This window comes from Streptomyces sp. CHD11 (genome assembly GCF_018638295.1).
Taxonomy (GTDB): domain Bacteria; phylum Actinomycetota; class Actinomycetes; order Streptomycetales; family Streptomycetaceae; genus Streptomyces.
The window spans coordinates 40,563-59,262 of record NZ_JABTTS010000017.1; the positions used below are offsets into that span (position 1 = coordinate 40,563).

Genomic DNA, 18,700 nt, shown 5'->3' on the forward strand with positions numbered 1-18,700 from the left:
GGCGTTCATCCCAGCACAGCGATTTCCGCGGCGTCGAACTCCACGCCGACCTCGTCCCCGACCGCGGGCGCGGCCCTGAGCGCGCAGGCCGCCTCCAGGACCGGCGCGTCATCGGGCTGGAGGCGGACGGCGACATGGGTACCCCGGAAGGTGCGCGCGGCCACCGTGCAGCGCAGACCCTCACCGTCCGGGACCAGACGGACGCCGGCGGGCCGGACGAGCAGGGTGCGGGTGCCCTGCGGGGCGCCGTCCGGCACCGGGACCTTGCCCCAGGGCGTCACGGCGATCCCGTCCGTCACCGTCGCCCCGACGACGTTCTCGAAGCCGAGGAACCGCGCCACGAAGGCGTCGGCCGGCCGCTGCCAGACCTCAAGCGGGGTACCGGACTGGGCGATCCGCCCGTCCCGCATCACCACCACCCGGTCGGCCAGGGCGAAGGCCTCGCCCTGGTCGTGGGTGACCGCCAGCACTGTGGTGCCCAACCGGCCGAACAGCTCGCGCAGTTCGACGACGAGGCGTTCCCTGAGCGACCGGTCCAGCTGGCCCAGCGGCTCGTCGAGCATCAGCAGCCGGGGGCTGGGGGCGAGGGCACGGGCCAGCGCCACACGCTGCTGCTCACCTCCGGACAGCGCGGCGACGGCCCGTCCGGCAGCCCCCGGCAGTCCCACCAGGTCCAGCAACTCCTTTACGCGATCAGCCTGTTCAGCGCGCGACGCACCGTGCATCCGCAGCCCGAAGGCCACGTTGCCGCCCACGTCCCGCTGCGGGAACAGCTGGTGGTCCTGGAACATCAGCCCGACGCCGCGCCGGTGCGCGGGCACGCCCGACTGGTCCCGTCCGTCGAGCCGGATCCGCCCGGAGTCGAGGGACTGCAGCCCGGCGACCGCCCGCAGCAGCGTCGACTTGCCGCTGCCACTGGGGCCGAGCACGCACACGATCTCGTGCTCGGCGACCCCCAGGCCGACGGTGTCCAGCACCGCCCGACCGCCGAAGCGGACCGTCGCGGCCTCCAGGCTCAGCAGCATCTAGAACTCCCCGCTCCTCTCGGTCCGCAGCCGCTCCAGTACGAGCAGCGCCACCGCGCACACGATCATCAGAATCGTCGACAGGGCCATCGCCTGGCCGTAGTTGAGCTCCCCCGGCCGCCCCAGCAGCCGCGCCACGGCGACCGGCAGGGTCGGATTCTCCGGCCGTGCGATGAACACGGTCGCCCCGAACTCCCCCAGCGACACGGCGAAGGCGAATCCGGCCGCGATCAGCAGCGCCCGCCGCACCATCGGCAGGTCCACCTCCCGCCACGCCCGCCACGGCGACGCCCCGAGCACCGCCGCCGCCTCCCGCAGCCTCACGTCCACGGCCCGCAGTACGGGCAGCATGGTCCGTACGACGAAGGGGACCCCGACCAGTGCCTGGGCGAGCGGGACCAGGATCCAGGACGCCCTCAGGTCCAGCGGTGGCTCGTCGAGGGCGATCAGGAATCCGAAGCCCACGGTCACCGCGGACACGCCGAGCGGGAGCATCAGCAGCGCGTCGAACCCGCGCACCAGCCGCCCCGCGTCCCGCCGGGTCAGCGCGACGGCGGCGAGACCGCCGATCACCACGGCGATGGCCGTGGCGGCGACGGCGTACCGCAGCGAGTTGCCGACCGCCTCGATGGGCGCGACGAGGAACACGCCCCCGTCGTCCTCGGTCAGTGCACGGTAGTAGCCGAGGCCCGCGGCGCCGAAGGACCGTTCCACCAGCACCGCGAGGGGCAGGATGATCAGTACGGCGACGGTGGCGACGACTGAGCCGAGCATCGCCCGCTGTCCCGCGCCGCGCGGCCGGCGTGCGGTCGCCGAGGCGTCCACCAGCCGCAGCGCGGCCTCCCGGCGCCGTACGGTCCAGGCGTGCAGGGCGAGGACCGAGCCCACGGCGACGAACTGGATCATCGTCAGGACGGCGGCGGTGGGCAGGTCGAAGATCTCGGAGGTCTGCCGGTAGATCTCCACCTCGAGGGTGGAGAAGGTCGGCCCGCCCAGGATCTGCACCACCCCGAAGGAGGTGAAGGTGAACAGGAAGACCATCAGCGCGGCGGCTGCCACGGCGGGCGCGAGCGCGGGCAGCGTCACGGTCCGCCAGGCCGCGAACCGCGAGGCGCCGAGCATCCGCGCGGCCTCCTCCTGCCGCGGGTCGAGCTGGGACCAGAGCCCGCCCACGGTGCGTACCACCACGGCGTAGTTGAAGAAGACATGCGCGAGCAGGATCGCCCACACCGTGGTGTCCAGCCGTACGCCCCAGAGTTCGTCGAGCAGGCCGCCGCGCCCGACCAGCGCCATGAACGCCGTACCGACGACGACCGTCGGCAGGACGAACGGCACGGTGACCACCGCCCGCAGCACCTGCTTGCCGGGGAAGTCGAAACGGGCGAAGACGTACGCGCCGGGCAGGGCGATCAGCAGGGTGAGGGCGGTGGAGGCGAGCGCCTGCCAGGTGGTGAACCACAGCACCTGCCGGACGTCGGGCTGGGCCAGCACCTCCCCGATCCGCCCGAGCTGCCAGACCCCGTCGACCTTCAGTCCGCGCGCGACGATCGCGGCGACGGGATAGGCGAAGAACACGGCGAAGAACGCGACCGGCACGGCCATCAGGCCGAGCCGCGCCGCGCTCCCCCGCCGCTTCGCCGCGGACCGCGTCACTTCAGTACGAGCGAGGTCCACGACTTGACCCACTGGTCACGGTTGGCGGCGATCTTCTCCGGGTCCATGGTCCGCGGGTCCTTCGCCGGCGGCCCGAACTTCGCGAACTCCTCGGGCACCTGGGCGTTCTCCAGCACCGGGTACACGAACATGTTGAGCGGCATGTCCTCCTGGAACCGCTCGGTGAGCAGGAAGTCCAGCAGCGCCTTGCCCCCCTCGGGGTTCTTCGCGTTCTCCAGCAGGCCCGCGTACTCGACCTGGCGGAAGCAGGTGCCCTCGGCGACGCCGGTGGGGGCGGTGTCCGGCCTCGGGTCGGCGTAGATCACCTCGACGGGAGGCGAGGAGGCGTACGACACCACCAGCGGGCGGTCGGCCTTGGCCTGCTTGCCGCCGGCCGAGCCGGAGAACTCCTCGTTGTAGGCCTGCTCCCAGCCGTCGACCACCTTCACGCCGTTGGCCCTGAGCTTCTTCCAGTAGTCCTGCCAGCCCTCGTCCCCGTACTGGGCGGCCGTCCCGAGGAGGAAACCGAGGCCGGGCGAGGAGGTGGAGGCGTTCTCGACGACGAGGAGGTCCTTGTACTCGGGCTCGATCAGGTCGTCGAGGGTCTTCGGCGGGGTCAGTCCCTTCTCGGCGAACCACGCCTTGTCGTAGTTGACGCAGACGTCACCGCTGTCCACGGGGGTCACCCGGTGCTTGTCCTCGTCGGCCCGGTACCCGGGCAGGATCCGGTCGGAGCCCTTCGCCTCGTACGGCTGGAACAGCCCGTTGTCGAGGGCGCGGGACAGCAGGGTGTTGTCGACGCCGAAGAAGACGTCGCCCTGGGGGTTGTCCTTGGTCAGGATCGCCTTGTTCACAGCCTGCCCGGCGTCGCCGTCCTCGAGAACCTTGAGCTCGAAGCCGGACTGCTTCTCGAAGGCGGCGACGACGTCCTTCGAGACGGCCCACGAGTTGTGGCTGACGAGGGTCACGGCCTTGGACCCGCCGCCGCTGCCGCCGCCGTCCCCGTCGGACGACCCGCACGCGGACAGCGTGACCAGTCCCAGCCCGACAGCCAGGACCGAGACCTTCTTGGTGATACCCACTTGATTCCTCCTGGAGTGACCAGGAAGAGACGCGGCCCTGTCCGGGGCCCCCGGGTGGGGACCCGGACAGGGCGCAACAGCTCGAGTGATGACCGATCTCCCTACCCAGAATGACCTGGGCCAGGTTCGGAGGGTCTGCGGCCGGTGCCGCACTCTCAGCGCTGTGGCGCTCCCCTGTCGGAATATGAAGATGTACTTAACTCTGGCTTACTCGGGTCACCCTACCGCTCGCTCGCGGCGAGCTGGCCGCACGCCCCGTCGATCTCCTGCCCACGGGTGTCCCGGATCGTCACCGGCACACCGTGCGCGGCGATCGCCTCCACGAACGCCTTCTCGTCCTCGGGACGGGAGGCGGTCCACTTGGATCCGGGCGTGGGGTTGAGCGGGATCAGGTTGACGTGCACGGGGCGGCCCTTGAGCATCCGCCCGAGGCGGTCACCGCGCCACGCCTGGTCGTTGATGTCCCGGATCAGCGCGTACTCGATGGACAGCCGCCGCCCGGAGGTGGCCGCGTACTCGAACCCGGCGTCGAGCACCTCGCGCACCTTCCACCGCGTGTTCACGGGGACGAGGGTGTCGCGCAGCTCGTCGTCCGGGGCGTGCAGCGAGATGGCGAGCCGGCACTTGAAACCCTCACCGGTGAACCGGTGGATCGCCGGGACGAGACCGACGGTGGACACGGTGATCCCGCGCTGTGACAGCCCGAGCCCGTCCGGCTCCGGGTCGGTGAGGCGGCGGATGGCCCCGACGACCCGGTTGTAGTTGGCGAGCGGCTCGCCCATCCCCATGAACACGATGTTGCTGAGCCGCGCCGGACCGCCCGGGACCTCGCCGTCCCTCAGCGCCCGCATCCCGTCCACGATCTGGTGCACGATCTCGGCGGTCGACAGATTGCGGTCCAGCCCGGCCTGCCCCGTCGCGCAGAACGGGCAGTTCATGCCGCAGCCCGCCTGGGAGCTGATGCACATGGTCACCCGGTCCGGATAACGCATCAGCACCGACTCGACCAGCGTCCCGTCGAACAGCTTCCACAGCGTCTTACGGGTGGTGCCCTGGTCGGTGGAGAGATGCCGTACGACCGTCATCAGCTCCGGAAGCAGGGCCTCCTGGAGTCTGCCGCGCGAACCGGCCGGGATGTCGGTCCACTGCTCCGGCTCGTGCGCGTACCGCGCGAAGTAGTGCTGCGAGAGCTGTCTGGCCCGAAACGGCTTCTCACCGGCCTCGGCGACCACCTCCTTGCGCTCGGCGGGCGTGAGGTCGGCAAGGTGCCGCGGCGGCTTCTTCGCTCCGCGCGGCGCTACGAATGTGAGTTCTCCGGGCTTAGGCATGGCTGTACCAGTGTCGCAGATCCACAGGGGTGGCCTGCGGGCGTCGCCCGCTACGGGTGTCGCTGGTGGTCACCACCGGTCGCTGCCGCGGCCCCGGACGGTCCGGGGACGGGGCAGCGAGATCATTCGTCGCTGGTCGTGAGCGGCGTTCCCGAGGATCTCCCCACCGACGGAGGCCCGAGGGCCGGGAGGCCCCCCCCGCGCGGTATGGCCGTGATCTCCGCCGGCGCTATGGCGTTCGGCACGTCACCTGCACGACACCTGTACGCGGGAGGAGTCCGAAGGACCGGCGGCCGACGGGCTCGTCGGTGATCCGGGCATCTACGAAGAAGGGCCGCGACGGGCGCCGGTCAGCTCCACTCGCGGACACTCCCGCGCCCCTCCCCGGCCGCATGTGATCGGGGCACACATGTCACAGATGCGACCATCTCACCCTAAAGTTCTCGGTGGGCGAGGTCGGTGTCGGAGGTGATCGATGTGCGAGCCATCTCCACGGGAGCAGGGGCGGCCGATGCCCTGCGGCATCCCGCGGTCCGGGTGGCGGCCTTCGGCATGCTGCCGTTGCTGTTGCTGCTGGTGGACCTGGTGGCGGGACGGGATGTGCGCCTGGGTCCGCTGATGGTGGCCGGCCCGACCTTCGCCGCGATCTTCTGCACCCCCCTGTGCGTCCTCGCGGTGCTCGCCGTGGCGTTGCCCTGCGCGCTGGTGGCCGCCACGGCGAACCAGCAGATGGACACCACGAATTTCCCGGTCCAGCTCAGCACCCTGCTGCTGATCAGCGCGGGATCCGTGGCGGCCAGCGCCGTACGGGTACGCGGTGAGCGCCGGCTGGCCGCGTCCCGGTGGGTGGCCGAGGTCACCCAACGGGTACTGCTGCACCCGCTCCCCCGCCGGACCGGCCCTTTCGGCGTGGCCTCGCTGTACCTCGCGGCGGACGAGGAGGCCGCCGTGGGCGGTGACCTCTACGCCCTCGTGCGGTCCGGGCACACCACGCGGGTGCTGATCGGGGACGTCCAGGGCAAGGGACTGGCCTCACTGGAGATCGTCGGGTGTGTGCTGAACGGCTTCCGGTGGACGGCGCGGCACGACGTTCCCCTGCTCAAGACGGCCGGTGAGATCGAGGCGGCGTTGCGCCAGGAGGTCCGGGAGCAGTCCGCCGTCACCGGGCCGGGCAACGGTCCGGTCGGCCGCTTCACGGCCGAGTCGTTCGTCACGGCCGTGGTGGTCGAGCTGTCCGACGACGGCCGTGTGTGTCTGGTGAACCTCGGCCATCCGCCGCCGCTGCTGCTGCACAGAGGCACGGTCACGGCTCTGGCACCGACCGCTCCGGCCCCGCCGCTGGGCCTGGGAGACCTGACCGCCGATGGACCGGTCGTGGACACCGCCTCCATGCCGCCCGGATCCACGCTGCTGCTGTACACCGACGGGGTGACCGAGGCCCGTGACGGATCAGGGGCCTTCTATCCGCTTGCCGAGCGGGTGCGGCACTGGACGGAGAAGGAACCGGAGGCGCTGCTGAGCACGCTCCACGCGGACCTGCGACGGTACTCGGGGACCCGGCTCGAGGACGACGTCGCCATGGTGGCGCTGCGGCGGCCGCTCGCGGGCTCGGCGGACGGTCAGCGCCCCGCGCGCGGCATCGAGGACCGACCCGATGACCCGGTCCGATAACCGGTCCGGGCCGTCGGACGGGAGGGCGACCCGGGCGGCATTCCCCGGCCTGATCGGTGGTTCGCGCGGTGGTCCGCGCGGTTCGGGGGCCGGCGTCCGGGGCGAGCCCCGGGCCGTCGGCGGCCGTCCCCCGACGGGACGCGGGGAAGCGAAGGGTTCTCCGGCACGGGACGCGGCAGCGCGTCCCGGCGCGGTGCGCGGATCAGGCGGATCCCACGAAGAGCACCAACAGCAGCCACACCACCGGTGCCGTGGGCAACAGCGAGTCCAGCCGGTCCATGATGCCGCCGTGGCCGGGGAGCAGGGTGCCCATGTCCTTGATGCCGAGGTCACGCTTGATCATGGACTCGCCGAGGTCGCCCAGGGTGGCGCTGGCGGCGACCGCGAGGCCGAGCAGCAGGCCCTGCCACCAGCTTCCGCCGTCGATCAGGAACTGCATGCACAGCGCGCCCGCGGCCATCGCGAAGCCGATCGCGCCCAGCAGACCCTCGCGGGTCTTTCCGGGGCTGATCCGCGGAGCGAGCTTGTGGGTGCCGAAGCGCCAGCCGACGGCGTACGCTCCCGTGTCGCTGACCACGGTCAGCAGGAGGAAGGTGAGGACCCGCCAGGCACCGTCGTCGGCGGTGAGCATCATCGCGACGAAGGTGGCGAGGAACGGGACGTAGAACGCCGCGAAGACACCCGCCGTGACATCCCTGAGGTAATTCTCCGGCGGCGCCGTCATGCGCCAGACGAGGACCGCCAGCGTGGTGAGCGCCATGGCGACCCACGCGCCCTCGGCCCCCCGCGCGTACCCGGCGACGACCATGGCCGCACCGCCGAGCGCCAGCGGGACGAGGGGCGCCTTGGTGCCCTTGCGCTCCTCGAGCCGGCTGGTCAGCTCCCACAGACCCACCACCACGGCGACGGCGACGACGCCGACGAACGCGGCCTTGACGACGAACAGCGAGGCGACGATCACCGCCCCGAGGCCGACGCCGACGCCTATCGCGGACCCGAGGTCGCGACCCGCGCTCTTCTTCCGCGGGGCGGGCGCCGGCTGCGGGGCGTGTGGCATGGGCTCCGGATTCTGCGACACCTCCCCGGGATGGGGCCGTGCCTGCGGCATCTCGTCTCGGAACAGGGGGCCGCTCAGCCGAGCGGCCCCCTGGTCCATATCCTGGTCACCGCCGTGTTCGGGTACGTCGGGCACGATGGGCATGGGGCGAGTCTGCTGCGCGTAGTGCGCATCGTACGCGGGACCCGCCGGGGCGGCTCCCTGGCCGGGCGCGTGGCCGGGCCCTTGGTCGGACGGGCCCCGGTACCCGGTCTGCGGCGCCCCCCAGGAAGAGTGGTTCATCAGACCTCGAGCAGCTCGGCTTCCTTGTGCTTCAGGAGCTCGTCCACCTGGGCGACGTACTTCGCGGTGGTGTCGTCGAGCTCCTTCTCCGCACGGCGGCCCTCGTCCTCGCCGACCTCGCCGTCCTTGATCATCTTGTCGATGGTCTCCTTGGCCTTGCGGCGCACGGAGCGGATCGAGATCTTGGCGTCCTCGGCCTTGGCCTTGGCGACCTTGATGTAGTCGCGGCGGCGTTCCTCGGTCAGCTCAGGGAAGACCACCCGGATGATATTGCCGTCGTTGCTCGGGTTGACGCCCAGGTCGGAGTCGCGGATCGCCTGCTCGATGTTGCGCAGCGCGGTCTTGTCGAACGGCGTCACCACGGCCATGCGCGGCTCGGGCACGGAGAACGACGCCAGCTGGTTGATCGGGGTCAGCGCGCCGTAGTAGTCGGCCACGATCTTGTTGAACATCGCCGGGTGCGCACGGCCGGTGCGGATCGCGGCGAAGTCCTCCTTGGCGACCACGACGGCCTTCTCCATCTTCTCCTCGGCCTCGAGGAGGGTCTCTTCGATCACCACTTGCTCCTGCGTGTCTTGAGTAGGCCCGGCTGCGGTTCCTCTTCGGGGCGGCGGCCGGCTGCGTCGCGTCTTCTTCCTGCACGGTTCCCGACCGGCAGGACATTGTCCATCCCCCGGTCAGTTGCGCCCGGCTTGGTCACCCACCAGCGTGCCGATCTTCTCACCCTTGACGGCGCGGGCGATGTTGCCCTCCTTCAGGAGCTCGAAGACGACGATCGGCAGGCTGTTGTCCCGGCACAGCGTGACGGCCGTGGCGTCGGCGACCTTCAGGTCCCGGGTGATGACCTCGCTGTAGCCGAGCGCGTCGAACTTCACGGCGTCGGGGTTGGTCTTCGGGTCCGAGTCGTAGACCCCGTCCACGCCGTTCTTGCCCATGAGGAGCGCCTCGGCGTCGATCTCCAGGGCACGCTGGGCGGCGGTGGTGTCGGTGGAGAAGTACGGCATCCCCATACCGGCGCCGAAGATGACCACACGGCCCTTCTCCAGGTGCCGTACCGCGCGCAGCGGGATGTAGGGCTCGGCGACCTGCCCCATGGTGATGGCGGTCTGCACGCGGCAGTCGACGCCCTCCTTCTCCAGGAAGTCCTGGAGGGCGAGGCAGTTCATCACGGTGCCGAGCATGCCCATGTAGTCGGAGCGGGCGCGGTCCATGCCGCGTACCTGGAGCTCGGCGCCGCGGAAGAAGTTGCCGCCGCCGATGACGATCGCGATCTCCGCGCCGTCCCTGACGACCGCCGCGATCTCACGCGCGATGGCGTGTACCACGTCGGGGTCGACGCCCAGGCCCCCGCCACCGGAGAACGCCTCTCCGGACAGCTTCAGCAGAAACCGGCCGCGTCCTTTGCCGTCGTCGCTCTTCTCAGCCTTGGTGGTCATCGGGGATCCCGCCTCTTTCGCGTGTTGCACATACGAAGAAGGCCATTGCCGGCGGGGCGGTGTTCGCATCCCATGCGGCAATGGCCTCCTTGTCAGATCTGCTGCCGTCCGGCACGCGCCGTTGCGTGGACGCGTGTCCGAACGACTGCCGGCGACCCTATCGGGGTCGTGCGCCCGTCGCGGTACGGACTCAGATGCCGACCTTGATGCGCGTGAAGCGCTTCAGGGTGACACCGGCCTCGTCCAGAACCTTCTGGACGGACTTCTTGTTGTCCAGCGCGTAGGGCTGGCCGAGCAGGGTGGCGTCCTTGAAGAAGCCGTTCAGACGACCCTCGACGATCTTGGAGATCGCGGCCTCGGGCTTGCCCTCGGCGCGGGTGGTCTCCTCGGCGATGCGACGCTCGGACTCGACGACCTCGGCCGGCACGTCCTCCTTGGCGAGGTACTTCGGCGCGAAGGCGGCGATGTGCTGGGCGACGCCCTTGGCGACCTCGGCGTCGGGCTTGTCGAGCTCGACGAGGACACCGATCTGCGGGGGCAGGTCGGGCATCGTGCGGTGCATGTACGCGGCGACGTAGCCGTCGGAGTACTGCGCGAAGCGGTCCAGGACGATCTTCTCACCCAGGTTCGCGTTGGCCTCGTCCACGAACGCCTGGACGGTCTTGCCGGGCTCGATCTCGGAGGCGAGCAGCGCCTCGAGGCCGGCCGGGGAGGTCTTGGTGATGTGCTCGGCGATGGCGGTGGCCGCGGCCTGGAACTTCTCGCCCTTGGCGACGAAGTCCGTCTCGCACTTCAGCTCGACGAGGACACCGGAGGAGTTGTCACCCGCGATGATCGAGACCACGGCGCCGTTCTCGGCGGAGCGGCCCTCGCGCTTGGCGACACCCTTCTGGCCCTTGATACGGAGCGCCTCGACGGCCTTGTCGACGCTGCCGTCGGCCTCGTCCAGCGCCTTCTTGCAGTCCATCATGCCGGCGCCGGTGAGCTCCCGGAGCTTCTTGACGTCGGCGGCGGTGTAGTTCGCCATGAGTCCTGAATCTTTCTCGAAGTCTGGAGGTTCTCAGATCCGCGGGGTCAGGGACCGCCCGAGAGCGGGCTCCCGGCGCGCCACCGACCTACGGGTGGACGGCGGGAGCGGTTCCTGTGTCACCGCTCCCGCCGTCAACGGCTCTGACGGGTCAGGCCTGCTCGGCCTCGGCCGCGGGGGCCTCGGCGGGCTTCTCGGCGTCGGCGGCGGGGGCCTCGGCCGCGGGGGCCTCGGCCGGCTTCTCGGCCTCCTCGGCCTCCTCGGCGGGCTTCTCGGCGTCGGCGGCCGGAGCGGCCTCCTCGGCCTTCTTCTCGCCCTCGAGCAGGTCGCGCTCCCACGCGGCGAGCGGCTCACCGGCGGCCTTGTCACCCTTGTCACCGGTGGCGACACCGGAACGGGAGATGAGGCCCTCGGCCACCGCGTCGGCGATCACGCGGGTGAGCAGCGTGACGGAGCGGATCGCGTCGTCGTTGCCCGGGATCTTGTAGTCGACCTCGTCGGGGTCGCAGTTGGTGTCGAGGATGGCGACGACCGGGATGTTGAGCTTCCGGGCCTCACCGACCGCGATGTGCTCCTTCTTGGTGTCCACGATCCAGACGGCGCTGGGCACCTTGGACATCTCGCGGATACCGCCGAGGGTCTTCTCCAGCTTGGCCTTCTCGCGGGAGAGGACCAGCAGCTCCTTCTTGGTGAGGCCGGAGGCGGCCACATCCTCGAAGTCGATCTGCTCGAGCTCCTTGAGGCGCTGCAGACGCTTGTAGACGGTCGAGAAGTTGGTGAGCATGCCGCCCAGCCAGCGCTGGTTCACGTAGGGCATGCCGACGCGGGTCGCCTGCTCGGCGATGGCCTCCTGCGCCTGCTTCTTCGTACCGACGAACATGACCGTGCCGCCGTGGGCGACGGTCTCCTTGACGAACTCGTAGGCGCGGTCGATGTACGACAGCGACTGGAGCAGGTCGATGATGTAGATGCCGTTGCGCTCCGTGAAGATGAAGCGCTTCATCTTCGGGTTCCAACGACGGGTCTGGTGACCGAAGTGGACGCCGCTTTCCAGCAGCTCCCGCATCGTGACGACGGCCATGGCCGTATCTCCTTGAGTTTCTCGGTTGTGCCGCGGATGCCGGACGGCTCCCGCGCCTGACGCCCACGACGCGCCGTTGCCACGAAGGACCGAGGGGCGCTGACATCGGGGGTACGGCCGTGACCGGTCTCGATGTCGGGGCGTGCGAAGTCGACCCGGTGACCCGGATCGCCACCAGAAGTGTACGGGACACCCGGGGCGCCGGGTGACGCCGTTGTCCACAATCGGGTGGTGGTCCACAGGTCCGGGCGGTGACCCTGTGTCTCCGGGACGCTGTCCGGCATGCGAACGAGTCGATGGACCCGGGCCGGTGCGCGACTGGCCCTGCTGGTGATCCCGACCCTGGCGGCACTGCTCGCGCCGCCGCCCGCTTCCTGGGCGCCGGCGGGGGCACGGGTGGCGGAGCCGGCGGGTGAGGACGGAGCGACGCCGGCCGTGGGGCGGGCGTGGCCGGTGGGCGTACGGCCGCGGGTGCTGCGCGGGTGGGAGCCGCCGGTGACGGTGTACGGGCGCGGGCACCGCGGCGTGGATCTGGCGGCGGCTCCGGGTGCGCCGGTACGCGCGGTGGCGGCGGGCCGGGTGTCGTTCGCCGGCCGGGTGGCCGGGAGGGGCGTGGTCTCGGTGGAGCTGCCGGGGACAAGTGATCCTCCGCTGCGCACGACCTACGAGCCGGTCCGCGCGTCGGTGGCCGGGGGCGACGAGGTGACGGCGGGCGAGGTGGTCGGCACGGTGGAACCCACGGGCTCCCACTGCACAGCTCCCTGTGTGCACTGGGGCCTCCTGCGGGCCGGTACCTACCTGAACCCGCTCACCCTGCTGCCGCCCTGGCTCCTGCGCGCGGGCCCGTCGAGGCTGCTGCCGGTCCTGGGTGTCCCGCTGCCGCCCTGACTTCCACCCCGCGCCCCGCAGCCGAACCGCCGGCCATGTTGCGCCAGGCGGCGCCCAGCACCCCTCCCCGGTGACCACACCTCACGGCCAGTCAGGCCGGCACCCTGCCCACCAGGGGCAAGCGCGCAGGCACGTGCGCCGCTCCTCCGCCCCACGCGAGCAGCCGGGCCGCTGGGCGGCACGGGCGGACGGTGGGGGTACCTCCCGCTCATGAACCCCCCGCTCATGGGGTCCCCCGCTCGAGCGAAGCCGGAAGCGAGGGGAGGAGCCTGGAGTCGGGGAGGCACTCCGCCCTCACCGGACTGCGCACCCACCCTCGCCCACACGCACGTAGCGCACCTGCTGCGCACGGCTCGGTGTCACCGGGCCCGGCAGGGTGACAGACCTCGGCGCGTACGCGGCAACCAGGGCATCCGCACCCGGGACGGCTCGCCGGCGCGATCCGGGGCCTCGGGGACGACCGCGGGAGGGCCGGTGCGAGGCGGCCGTCAGCCGCGGACGCCCCTGAGAGCCATCGAAATCGCGGCTGCCGTGATCGTGTCGGGGTGCTCCGCCGCCCCCAGTTCGACACGGCGCACGGCCGCGTCGACCACGCCCTGGAGCAGCATGGCCGTAAGGCGGGGCTCGGCGTGGCCCAGTTCGGCGAGGGCTTCGACGATCAGCGCGATGAGCCCGCCGTGCGCGGCGCGGATCTTCTCCCGGGCGCCGGCGTCCAGCTCGCTCGCGGAGATCGCGACGACGGCGCGGTGCCGCCGGTCGCCGACGAGTTCCAGCTGCTTGCGGACATAGGCCTCGATCTTCTCCCCGGCCCCGTCGGCGTCCGCCATCGCGGCCTCGACCTCGGCGGCCCAGACCGGGAAGTCGACCTCGCACAGTTCCTCGACGACGGCCGCGCGCGAGCGGAAGTACTCGTACACGGACGACCGTGCGAGGCCGGTGCGCTCGGCGAGGGCCGGGAAGGTCAGCGCATCCGTACCGCCCTCGGACAGCAGTGAGCGTGCCGCGTCCAGCAGGGCGGCTCGCTGCATCGACCGGTGCTCGGCCACGGAGGCCGCTCGAATCCTTGGCACGTCGACCACTTTACGGACGCGCCGCCCATGGCGGCCAGAGGATGGGCCCGCTCCGCGGGAACGGCTCAGCGGCCGAAGCTCGCCAGTTTGCCGCGCAGCTGGAGCACGGACTTGGTGTGGATCTGGCTGACCCGGCTCTCGGTCACGCCCAGCACATTGCCGATCTCGGCGAGCGTGAGCCCTTCGTAGTAGTAGAGCGTGACCACGGTCTTCTCCCGATCGGGCAGCGTGTTGATGGCCCGGGCAAGGAACCTTCGCAGCTCCCGGTCCTCCGCCACCTCCACCGGGTTGTCGGCGGCGGTGTCCTCCAGGGTGTCCATGAGGCTCAGCCGGTCGCCGCCCTCACCGCCGACGTGCAGCAGTTCCTCCAGGGCGACGACGTTCGCCAGCGACAACTGGCTGAAAACCGCGTGCAGCTCGTCCACGGCGATGCCCATCTCGCCGGCGACCTCGCTCTCCGAGGGCGTACGCCGCAGCCGCGCCTCGAGCGTGGCGTAGGCACGCTCGACGTTGCGCGCCTTCTGCCGCACCGAGCGCGGGATCCAGTCCAGCGCCCGCAACTCGTCGATCATCGCGCCCCGGATACGGGTGATCGCGTAGGTCTCGAACTTGATCTCCCGGTCGACATCGAACTTCTCGATCGCGTCGATCAGCCCGAAGACCCCGGAGGAGACGAAGTCGGCCTGCTCGACATTGGGCGGCAGCCCCACACTGACCCGGCCGGCCACGTACTTCACCAGCGGCGAGTAGTGCAGGATCAGCTGTTCCCGCAGTCGTTCGTCCCCCGTCGCCTTGTACGACCGCCACAGCTCCTCGAGCGTCGAGGGAGCGGGCGGCCGCACGCTGCCACCGTCGCGGGCGGCTGGGGGGATCGCCGCCCGGTCGGACCCGGAGGTGTGCTGGGGCATTCGTCGCCTAGTGCCGTTCTGCCGTGGGCTGGTGCTGGCCGGATTCGCTGTCTGTCCGATGTCGGGTTGCCTGTCCGTGTCGGGATCCTCGTGAGCGTAGCGTGACTGTGACGTCGCGGTGTGCGAAGAAGTGGGGCCGGGCCGTGCGCAGATACGTTCCGGGTGCCGCTCCACCGGGGCACGACCGTCGCTCTGTGTGATCACCCGAGTGCCCCAACTGGCGTGTTTCCCATGGGGCGTCAGGGCCCCCCGGACGGCCGAACACGCTCCGTCAACGGGTGCCGTGGGCGTCCCGGACCGGCGTCATCGCCTGTCGCGTCAACTTCCAGCCGTCGCCGTGTCGTTCGACGTAACCAAGTGCTCGCAGTTCGTACAGTCTCGCGATCGCGTCGTCCGGTGTGGTCTGCGCGACGAGCGCGATCTCCCCGGGCCGGGCCGTCGCGCGGGCCGGGAGGGCGTCGAGGATCCGGCGGCCGGCCGGCGCGAGGAGGTCCCGGGGCAGTACCGGTCCCCGGCGCTCCGGCGCGAGCTCGCCCATGTCGCCGACCAGTTCGACGACCTCGGCGGCATCGGTGACCAGGACCGCGTCCTGGCGGAGCAGTTCGTGCACCCCGGCGGAGAGTCCGCTGGTGGCCGGCCCCGGGACCCCCATGGTGTGCCGTCCCAGGCGCCGCGCGGCGCGGGCGGTCGCCAGGGAGCCGCTGCGGTGGGCGGCCTCGACGACGACCGTCCCCCTGGTGAGCGCGGCGATCACCCGGTTGCGGAGGATGAATCTGCTCGGTGTGGGGTGATCGCCCGGCGGCAGCTCGCCGACGACCAGTCCTTGTTCCGCGATCCTGCCGATGAGTCCGGCATGTCCGCGCGGGTAGGGCCGGTCGACTCCGCAGGCGAGGACGGCGATGGTGGCACCGCCGGACCCGAGCGCCCCTCGGTGGGCGGCGCCGTCGATCCCGTAGGCGCCGCCGGAGACCACGACCCAGCCGCGCTCGGCCAGGTCCGCCGCGAGTGTGGCGGCCATGTGGGCGCCGTACTCGGTGCAGGCGCGGGCGCCCACGACGGCGACCGAGCGCAGCGCCCACATCCGCAGGTTCGCGCCGCCGCGCACCCACAGCCCGAGCGGCCTCGCGTCCCCCAGGTCGTCGAGCTGTCCGGGCCATTCCGGGGTCCCCGGGCAGACGAACCGCACCCCGGCGTCCCGGCCGACGGCGAGGTCCCTGCGCGGCTCGGCCCGCTCGGCCCGCGCCAGCAGCCCTGCCCACCGCTTGCCGCTGACCCCCGGCGGCGGCTCGCCGCCTTCCCGCAGCCGTCGCACCAGCGTCTCCACCCCGAGTTCCCGCACCCAGCGTCCACCGGTCTCGTCACCCGGTTCGAGGACCCGGGTGAGCAGGGCCCGGCCGAGCCGCACGTCGTCCTCACGGCAGTTCGCCACGCCGACCCCCGGTCCGCCTCCCGGCCCGGTCGCGGACCCCGCGCCCGTCCCGGGGCCCGACTCGGAGTCGGTCCCCGCCTGGCTCCCGGAGCCGGTCCGTGTGCCGGCCTTCGGGCTTCTCCCGGAACCTGGCTGCACCACCCCGGCCCCCGTGCCGGGGTCAGCCCTCCACGCGGTCCCGGATCCGGACTCCGAACCGGTCCCGGCGCTCATACCGCGGCTCCGACGGCTCCGATGGCCATGGGCACCCCGCGCGGGACGCCGGTGCGCAGCTGCAGGGCGAGGGCGACGTCGGTGGCGCCGGGCCGGTCGCGGCCGGACAGGTCGGCGACGGTCCAGGCGACCCGCAGGACCCGGTCGAGTCCCCGGGCGCTGAGCACGCCCCGCTCCAGGCTCCGCTCCGCGTCGTCCATGGCGCCGGGGGCGGCCTGCCAGCGGCTGCGCAGTTCGCGCCCCGGGACCTCGCTGTTGGTACGCCACGGAGTGCCGCCGAGCCGCGCCGCCGCACGCTCCCGGGCCGCGCGCACCCGGTCGGCGACCGTCACGGTGGACTCGCCCCGGGCGCCGCTCGCCGTCAGTTCGCCGCGGGTGACGCGGTCGACCTCGACCCGCAGGTCGACCCGGTCGAGCAGCGGTCCGGACAGCCGGGCCTGGTAGCGGCGGACCGCCGCGGGCGGGCACTCGCAGTGGTCGTCCGTCCGCGAGAAGCGCCCGCAGGGACAGGGATTGGCGGCGAGCACCATCAGGAAGCGCGCCGGAAAGCGCACGACCCCCGCACTGCGCGCGATGATCACATGCCCGGCCTCCAGCGGCTGGCGCAGCGCGTCCAGGGCCTTGCTGCTGAATTCGGGCGTTTCGTCCAGGAAGAGCACGCCCTGGTGGGAGAGGGACACCGCTCCCGGCCGGGCCGTCCCGGGGCCGCCGCCGACCAGGGCCTGCATCGTGGCCGAGTGGTGCGGGGCGCAGTAGGGAGCCGTGTCGATCAGGGGTTTGCCCGGCGGCAGCAGGCCCGCTACCGAGTGCACGGCCGTCACCTCGAGGGACGCCTGCCGGTCGAGTGCCGGCAGGACCGACGGCAGCCGCTCCGCGAGCATGGTCTTGCCGGCACCGGGTGGCCCCTCCAGGAAGAGGTGGTGGGCGCCCGCCGCGGCCACCTCCACCGCCGTCCGCGCAGACAGCTGGCCGACGACGTCCGCGAGGTCGTGGCCCCGGTCGTGCTGTGCCGCTCCGATGCCGTGGATCCCGGTCGCCGCCCCGGTGCCGGGGACGCGCAGCCCCGCCAGCGACGGGTCGGGGCGCTCCGGGTCCTCGGCCGGCTCCTCCGGCACCGGTTCGTCGGTGAGCACCGCGATCAGCTGGCGCAGGCTGCGGATGCCCAGGACGGACACACCCGGCACCAGTGAGGCCTCGGCGGCGGCACACTCCGGTACCACCACCTGCTCGTACCCCGCGTCGGCCGCCGCCAGCACCGCGGGCAGGATGCCGCGGACCGGCCGCACCCGGCCGTCCAGCCCGAGTTCACCGATCATCACCAGGTCGGCGAGCACCCGCGGATCGATCCGCTCGGCGGCGCCGAGCACGGAACAGGCGACGGCGAGGTCGAAACCGCTGCCGGACTTCGGCACCGACGCCGGACTGAGCCCCACGGTGAGCTTCTTCTGCGGCCACTCCGCACCGGAGTTGACCACGGCCGCCCTGACCCGGTCCCGGCTCTCCGTCAGACTCTTGTCCGGCAGTCCCACCAGCGTGAATGCCGCGACTCCCGGTTCCAGGTCGGCCTGGACCTCCACCACCACGCCCTCGACGCCCACCAGCGTCACCGAACACGTACGGGCGAACCCCATCTCAGGCCACCCCCCTGACGTGCTCGACCGCGGGTGCGCCGCGGGCCGGCAGCAGCACCCCGACCACGTCGATGCGGACCCCTCCGGGCGGCGCTCCCCCGTGTTCCTGGAGCCAGCGCTCGGCGAGGCCCCGCAGCCGGGCCGCCTTGGCCGGAGTGACCGACTCCATGGGGTGCTGGAAGGACCCTGCCCTGCGGGTCTTCACCTCACAGACGACCAGGGCGTCGCCGTCCATGGCCACGATGTCGATCTCGCCGGTCCTGCCGCAGCGCCAGTTGCGCTCCAGGACCGTCATCCCCGCCTGTGTCAGCCGCCGTGCGGCCAGATCCTCGCCGTACCTGCCGAGCGCGCCGTGTGCCCGTTGTGCGTTCATGTCGGCACCACCTCCGGCGCCCAAGCTCACGCATCCCGCCCCAAGAAGTGGATCTTGGTGCACAAGCCGGCGACTGTGGAGAACTCCGTCACCCGCACGGGCGTCACCCGCCTCCGGCCGCTCCTCGCCACCCGCCGCTCACCGCCCGCGGGCAGAAGCGCGCACAGAAGCCCGGCAGCACAGGCAGCACCGCAGCACCGCAGCACCGGCGCCCACTCGCGCGGCGACCCTGCCGATCACCCGCCGGGGAGCTCCAGATCGCTCTTGTTGAGCTCCTCGATGTTCACGTCCTTGAACGTGAGCACCCGCACCTGCTTGACGAACCGGGCCGGCCTGTACATGTCCCACACCCAGGCATCCGCCATCGACACCTCGAAGAAGACCTCGCCCTGGACCGAGTGCACCTGCATCTCGTAGTCGTTGGTCAGATAGAAGCGGCGCTCGGTCTCGATCACGTATTTGAACAGACCGACGACATCTCGGTACTCCCGGTAGAGCTTCAGCTCCATCTCGGTCTCGTACTTCTCGAGGTCCTCGGCGCTCATG

General features: G+C 71.6%; 17 protein-coding genes and 1 riboswitch. Of the genes, 2 read left to right on the forward strand and 15 right to left on the reverse strand.

Annotated features, from left to right (window positions below):
• Positions 1–5 precede the first annotated feature (5 nt).
• The 4 genes from HTV45_RS18650 to rlmN all read right to left on the reverse strand — a co-directional run bounded on the left by HTV45_RS18650 (position 6) and on the right by rlmN (position 5,088).
• Positions 6–1,025: an ABC transporter ATP-binding protein gene (locus tag HTV45_RS18650; RefSeq protein WP_215206951.1), complete on the reverse strand. Its 1,020-nt coding sequence runs from the start codon at positions 1,023–1,025 to the stop codon at positions 6–8.
• Positions 1,026–2,627 carry an iron ABC transporter permease gene (locus HTV45_RS18655; protein ID WP_251692383.1) on the reverse strand — a complete coding sequence of 534 codons (1,602 nt, stop codon included), beginning with the start codon at positions 2,625–2,627 and terminating at the stop codon, positions 1,026–1,028.
• A gap of 47 nt (positions 2,628–2,674) precedes the next feature.
• Positions 2,675–3,760, reverse strand: a complete 1,086-nt coding sequence (locus tag HTV45_RS18660; protein WP_215206953.1) for a thiamine ABC transporter substrate binding subunit — start codon at positions 3,758–3,760, stop codon at positions 2,675–2,677.
• Positions 3,761–3,840: 80 nt separating this feature from the next.
• Positions 3,841–3,946, reverse strand: a riboswitch (TPP riboswitch).
• A 35-nt stretch (positions 3,947–3,981) separates the two neighbouring features.
• Positions 3,982–5,088: a 23S rRNA (adenine(2503)-C(2))-methyltransferase RlmN gene (gene rlmN / locus HTV45_RS18665; protein WP_215206954.1), complete on the reverse strand. Its 1,107-nt coding sequence runs from the start codon at positions 5,086–5,088 to the stop codon at positions 3,982–3,984.
• Between the two features lie 477 nt (positions 5,089–5,565).
• Here rlmN and HTV45_RS18670 point away from each other — a divergent pair, with 477 nt between their 5' ends.
• Positions 5,566–6,759 (forward strand): PP2C family protein-serine/threonine phosphatase, encoded by a 1,194-nt coding sequence (locus tag HTV45_RS18670; RefSeq protein ID WP_308309707.1) that lies wholly within the window; start codon positions 5,566–5,568, stop codon positions 6,757–6,759.
• 202 nt (positions 6,760–6,961) lie between these two features.
• Here HTV45_RS18670 and HTV45_RS18675 read toward each other — a convergent pair whose 3' ends face one another.
• From HTV45_RS18675 to rpsB, 5 genes are all read right to left on the reverse strand, one after another.
• Positions 6,962–8,098 carry a phosphatidate cytidylyltransferase gene (locus HTV45_RS18675; RefSeq protein ID WP_215206955.1) on the reverse strand — a complete coding sequence of 379 codons (1,137 nt, stop codon included), beginning with the start codon at positions 8,096–8,098 and terminating at the stop codon, positions 6,962–6,964.
• Positions 8,098–8,655 (reverse strand): ribosome recycling factor, encoded by a 558-nt coding sequence (gene frr / locus HTV45_RS18680; protein ID WP_215206956.1) that lies wholly within the window; start codon positions 8,653–8,655, stop codon positions 8,098–8,100. Before frr ends, HTV45_RS18675 begins: the two co-directional genes overlap by 1 nt.
• Before the next feature lie 120 nt (positions 8,656–8,775).
• Positions 8,776–9,534 (reverse strand): UMP kinase, encoded by a 759-nt coding sequence (gene pyrH, locus HTV45_RS18685; protein WP_215206957.1) that lies wholly within the window; start codon positions 9,532–9,534, stop codon positions 8,776–8,778.
• 190 nt (positions 9,535–9,724) lie between these two features.
• Positions 9,725–10,561 (reverse strand): translation elongation factor Ts, encoded by an 837-nt coding sequence (tsf, locus tag HTV45_RS18690; protein WP_215206958.1) that lies wholly within the window; start codon positions 10,559–10,561, stop codon positions 9,725–9,727.
• 151 nt (positions 10,562–10,712) lie between these two features.
• On the reverse strand, positions 10,713–11,642 hold the full coding sequence (gene rpsB / locus HTV45_RS18695; RefSeq protein ID WP_215206959.1) for a 30S ribosomal protein S2: 930 nt from the start codon (positions 11,640–11,642) through the stop codon (positions 10,713–10,715).
• Positions 11,643–11,924: 282 nt separating this feature from the next.
• Here rpsB and HTV45_RS18700 point away from each other — a divergent pair, with 282 nt between their 5' ends.
• Positions 11,925–12,530 carry a M23 family metallopeptidase gene (locus tag HTV45_RS18700; RefSeq protein WP_215206960.1) on the forward strand — a complete coding sequence of 202 codons (606 nt, stop codon included), beginning with the start codon at positions 11,925–11,927 and terminating at the stop codon, positions 12,528–12,530.
• 488 nt (positions 12,531–13,018) lie between these two features.
• On the opposite strand, the gene HTV45_RS18705 is transcribed toward HTV45_RS18700, so the two are convergent.
• The 6 genes from HTV45_RS18705 to HTV45_RS18730 all read right to left on the reverse strand — a co-directional run bounded on the left by HTV45_RS18705 (position 13,019) and on the right by HTV45_RS18730 (position 18,699).
• A complete protein-coding gene (locus HTV45_RS18705; protein ID WP_215207021.1) occupies positions 13,019–13,576 on the reverse strand; it encodes a TetR/AcrR family transcriptional regulator in 558 nt (185 codons plus the stop codon).
• Between the two features lie 89 nt (positions 13,577–13,665).
• A complete protein-coding gene (gene whiG, locus HTV45_RS18710) occupies positions 13,666–14,508 on the reverse strand; it encodes an RNA polymerase sigma factor WhiG (protein WP_215206961.1) in 843 nt (280 codons plus the stop codon).
• Positions 14,509–14,779: 271 nt separating this feature from the next.
• Entirely contained in the window at positions 14,780–15,937 is a 1,158-nt protein-coding gene (gene dprA, locus HTV45_RS18715) for a DNA-processing protein DprA (protein ID WP_215206962.1), read from the reverse strand.
• Between the two features lie 209 nt (positions 15,938–16,146).
• A complete protein-coding gene (locus HTV45_RS18720) occupies positions 16,147–17,781 on the reverse strand; it encodes a YifB family Mg chelatase-like AAA ATPase (protein WP_215206963.1) in 1,635 nt (544 codons plus the stop codon).
• Between the two features lies 1 nt (position 17,782).
• Positions 17,783–18,184 carry a YraN family protein gene (locus HTV45_RS18725; RefSeq protein ID WP_215206964.1) on the reverse strand — a complete coding sequence of 134 codons (402 nt, stop codon included), beginning with the start codon at positions 18,182–18,184 and terminating at the stop codon, positions 17,783–17,785.
• Between the two features lie 206 nt (positions 18,185–18,390).
• Entirely contained in the window at positions 18,391–18,699 is a 309-nt protein-coding gene (locus HTV45_RS18730; RefSeq protein ID WP_003965949.1) for a DUF2469 domain-containing protein, read from the reverse strand.
• Between the last annotated feature and the right edge of the window lies 1 nt (position 18,700).

Bases quoted from the DNA above. Each gene is read 5' to 3' on its own strand.
- whiG (WP_215206961.1), bottom strand. From the start codon at position 14,508: ATGCCCCAGCACACCTCCGGGTCCGACCGGGCGGCGATCCCCCCAGCC.
- tsf (WP_215206958.1), bottom strand. From the start codon at position 10,561: ATGGCGAACTACACCGCCGCCGACGTCAAGAAGCTCCGGGAGCTCACC.
- HTV45_RS18720 (WP_215206963.1), bottom strand. From the start codon at position 17,781: ATGGGGTTCGCCCGTACGTGTTCGGTGACGCTGGTGGGCGTCGAGGGC.
- rlmN (WP_215206954.1), bottom strand. From the start codon at position 5,088: ATGCCTAAGCCCGGAGAACTCACATTCGTAGCGCCGCGCGGAGCGAAG.
- HTV45_RS18730 (WP_003965949.1), bottom strand. From the start codon at position 18,699: ATGAGCGCCGAGGACCTCGAGAAGTACGAGACCGAGATGGAGCTGAAG.
- HTV45_RS18700 (WP_215206960.1), top strand. From the start codon at position 11,925: ATGCGAACGAGTCGATGGACCCGGGCCGGTGCGCGACTGGCCCTGCTG.
- HTV45_RS18675 (WP_215206955.1), bottom strand. From the start codon at position 8,098: ATGAACCACTCTTCCTGGGGGGCGCCGCAGACCGGGTACCGGGGCCCG.
- HTV45_RS18655 (WP_251692383.1), bottom strand. From the start codon at position 2,627: ATGGCCGTGCCGGTCGCGTTCTTCGCCGTGTTCTTCGCCTATCCCGTC.
- HTV45_RS18650 (WP_215206951.1), bottom strand. From the start codon at position 1,025: ATGCTGCTGAGCCTGGAGGCCGCGACGGTCCGCTTCGGCGGTCGGGCG.
- rpsB (WP_215206959.1), bottom strand. From the start codon at position 11,642: ATGGCCGTCGTCACGATGCGGGAGCTGCTGGAAAGCGGCGTCCACTTC.
- pyrH (WP_215206957.1), bottom strand. From the start codon at position 9,534: ATGACCACCAAGGCTGAGAAGAGCGACGACGGCAAAGGACGCGGCCGG.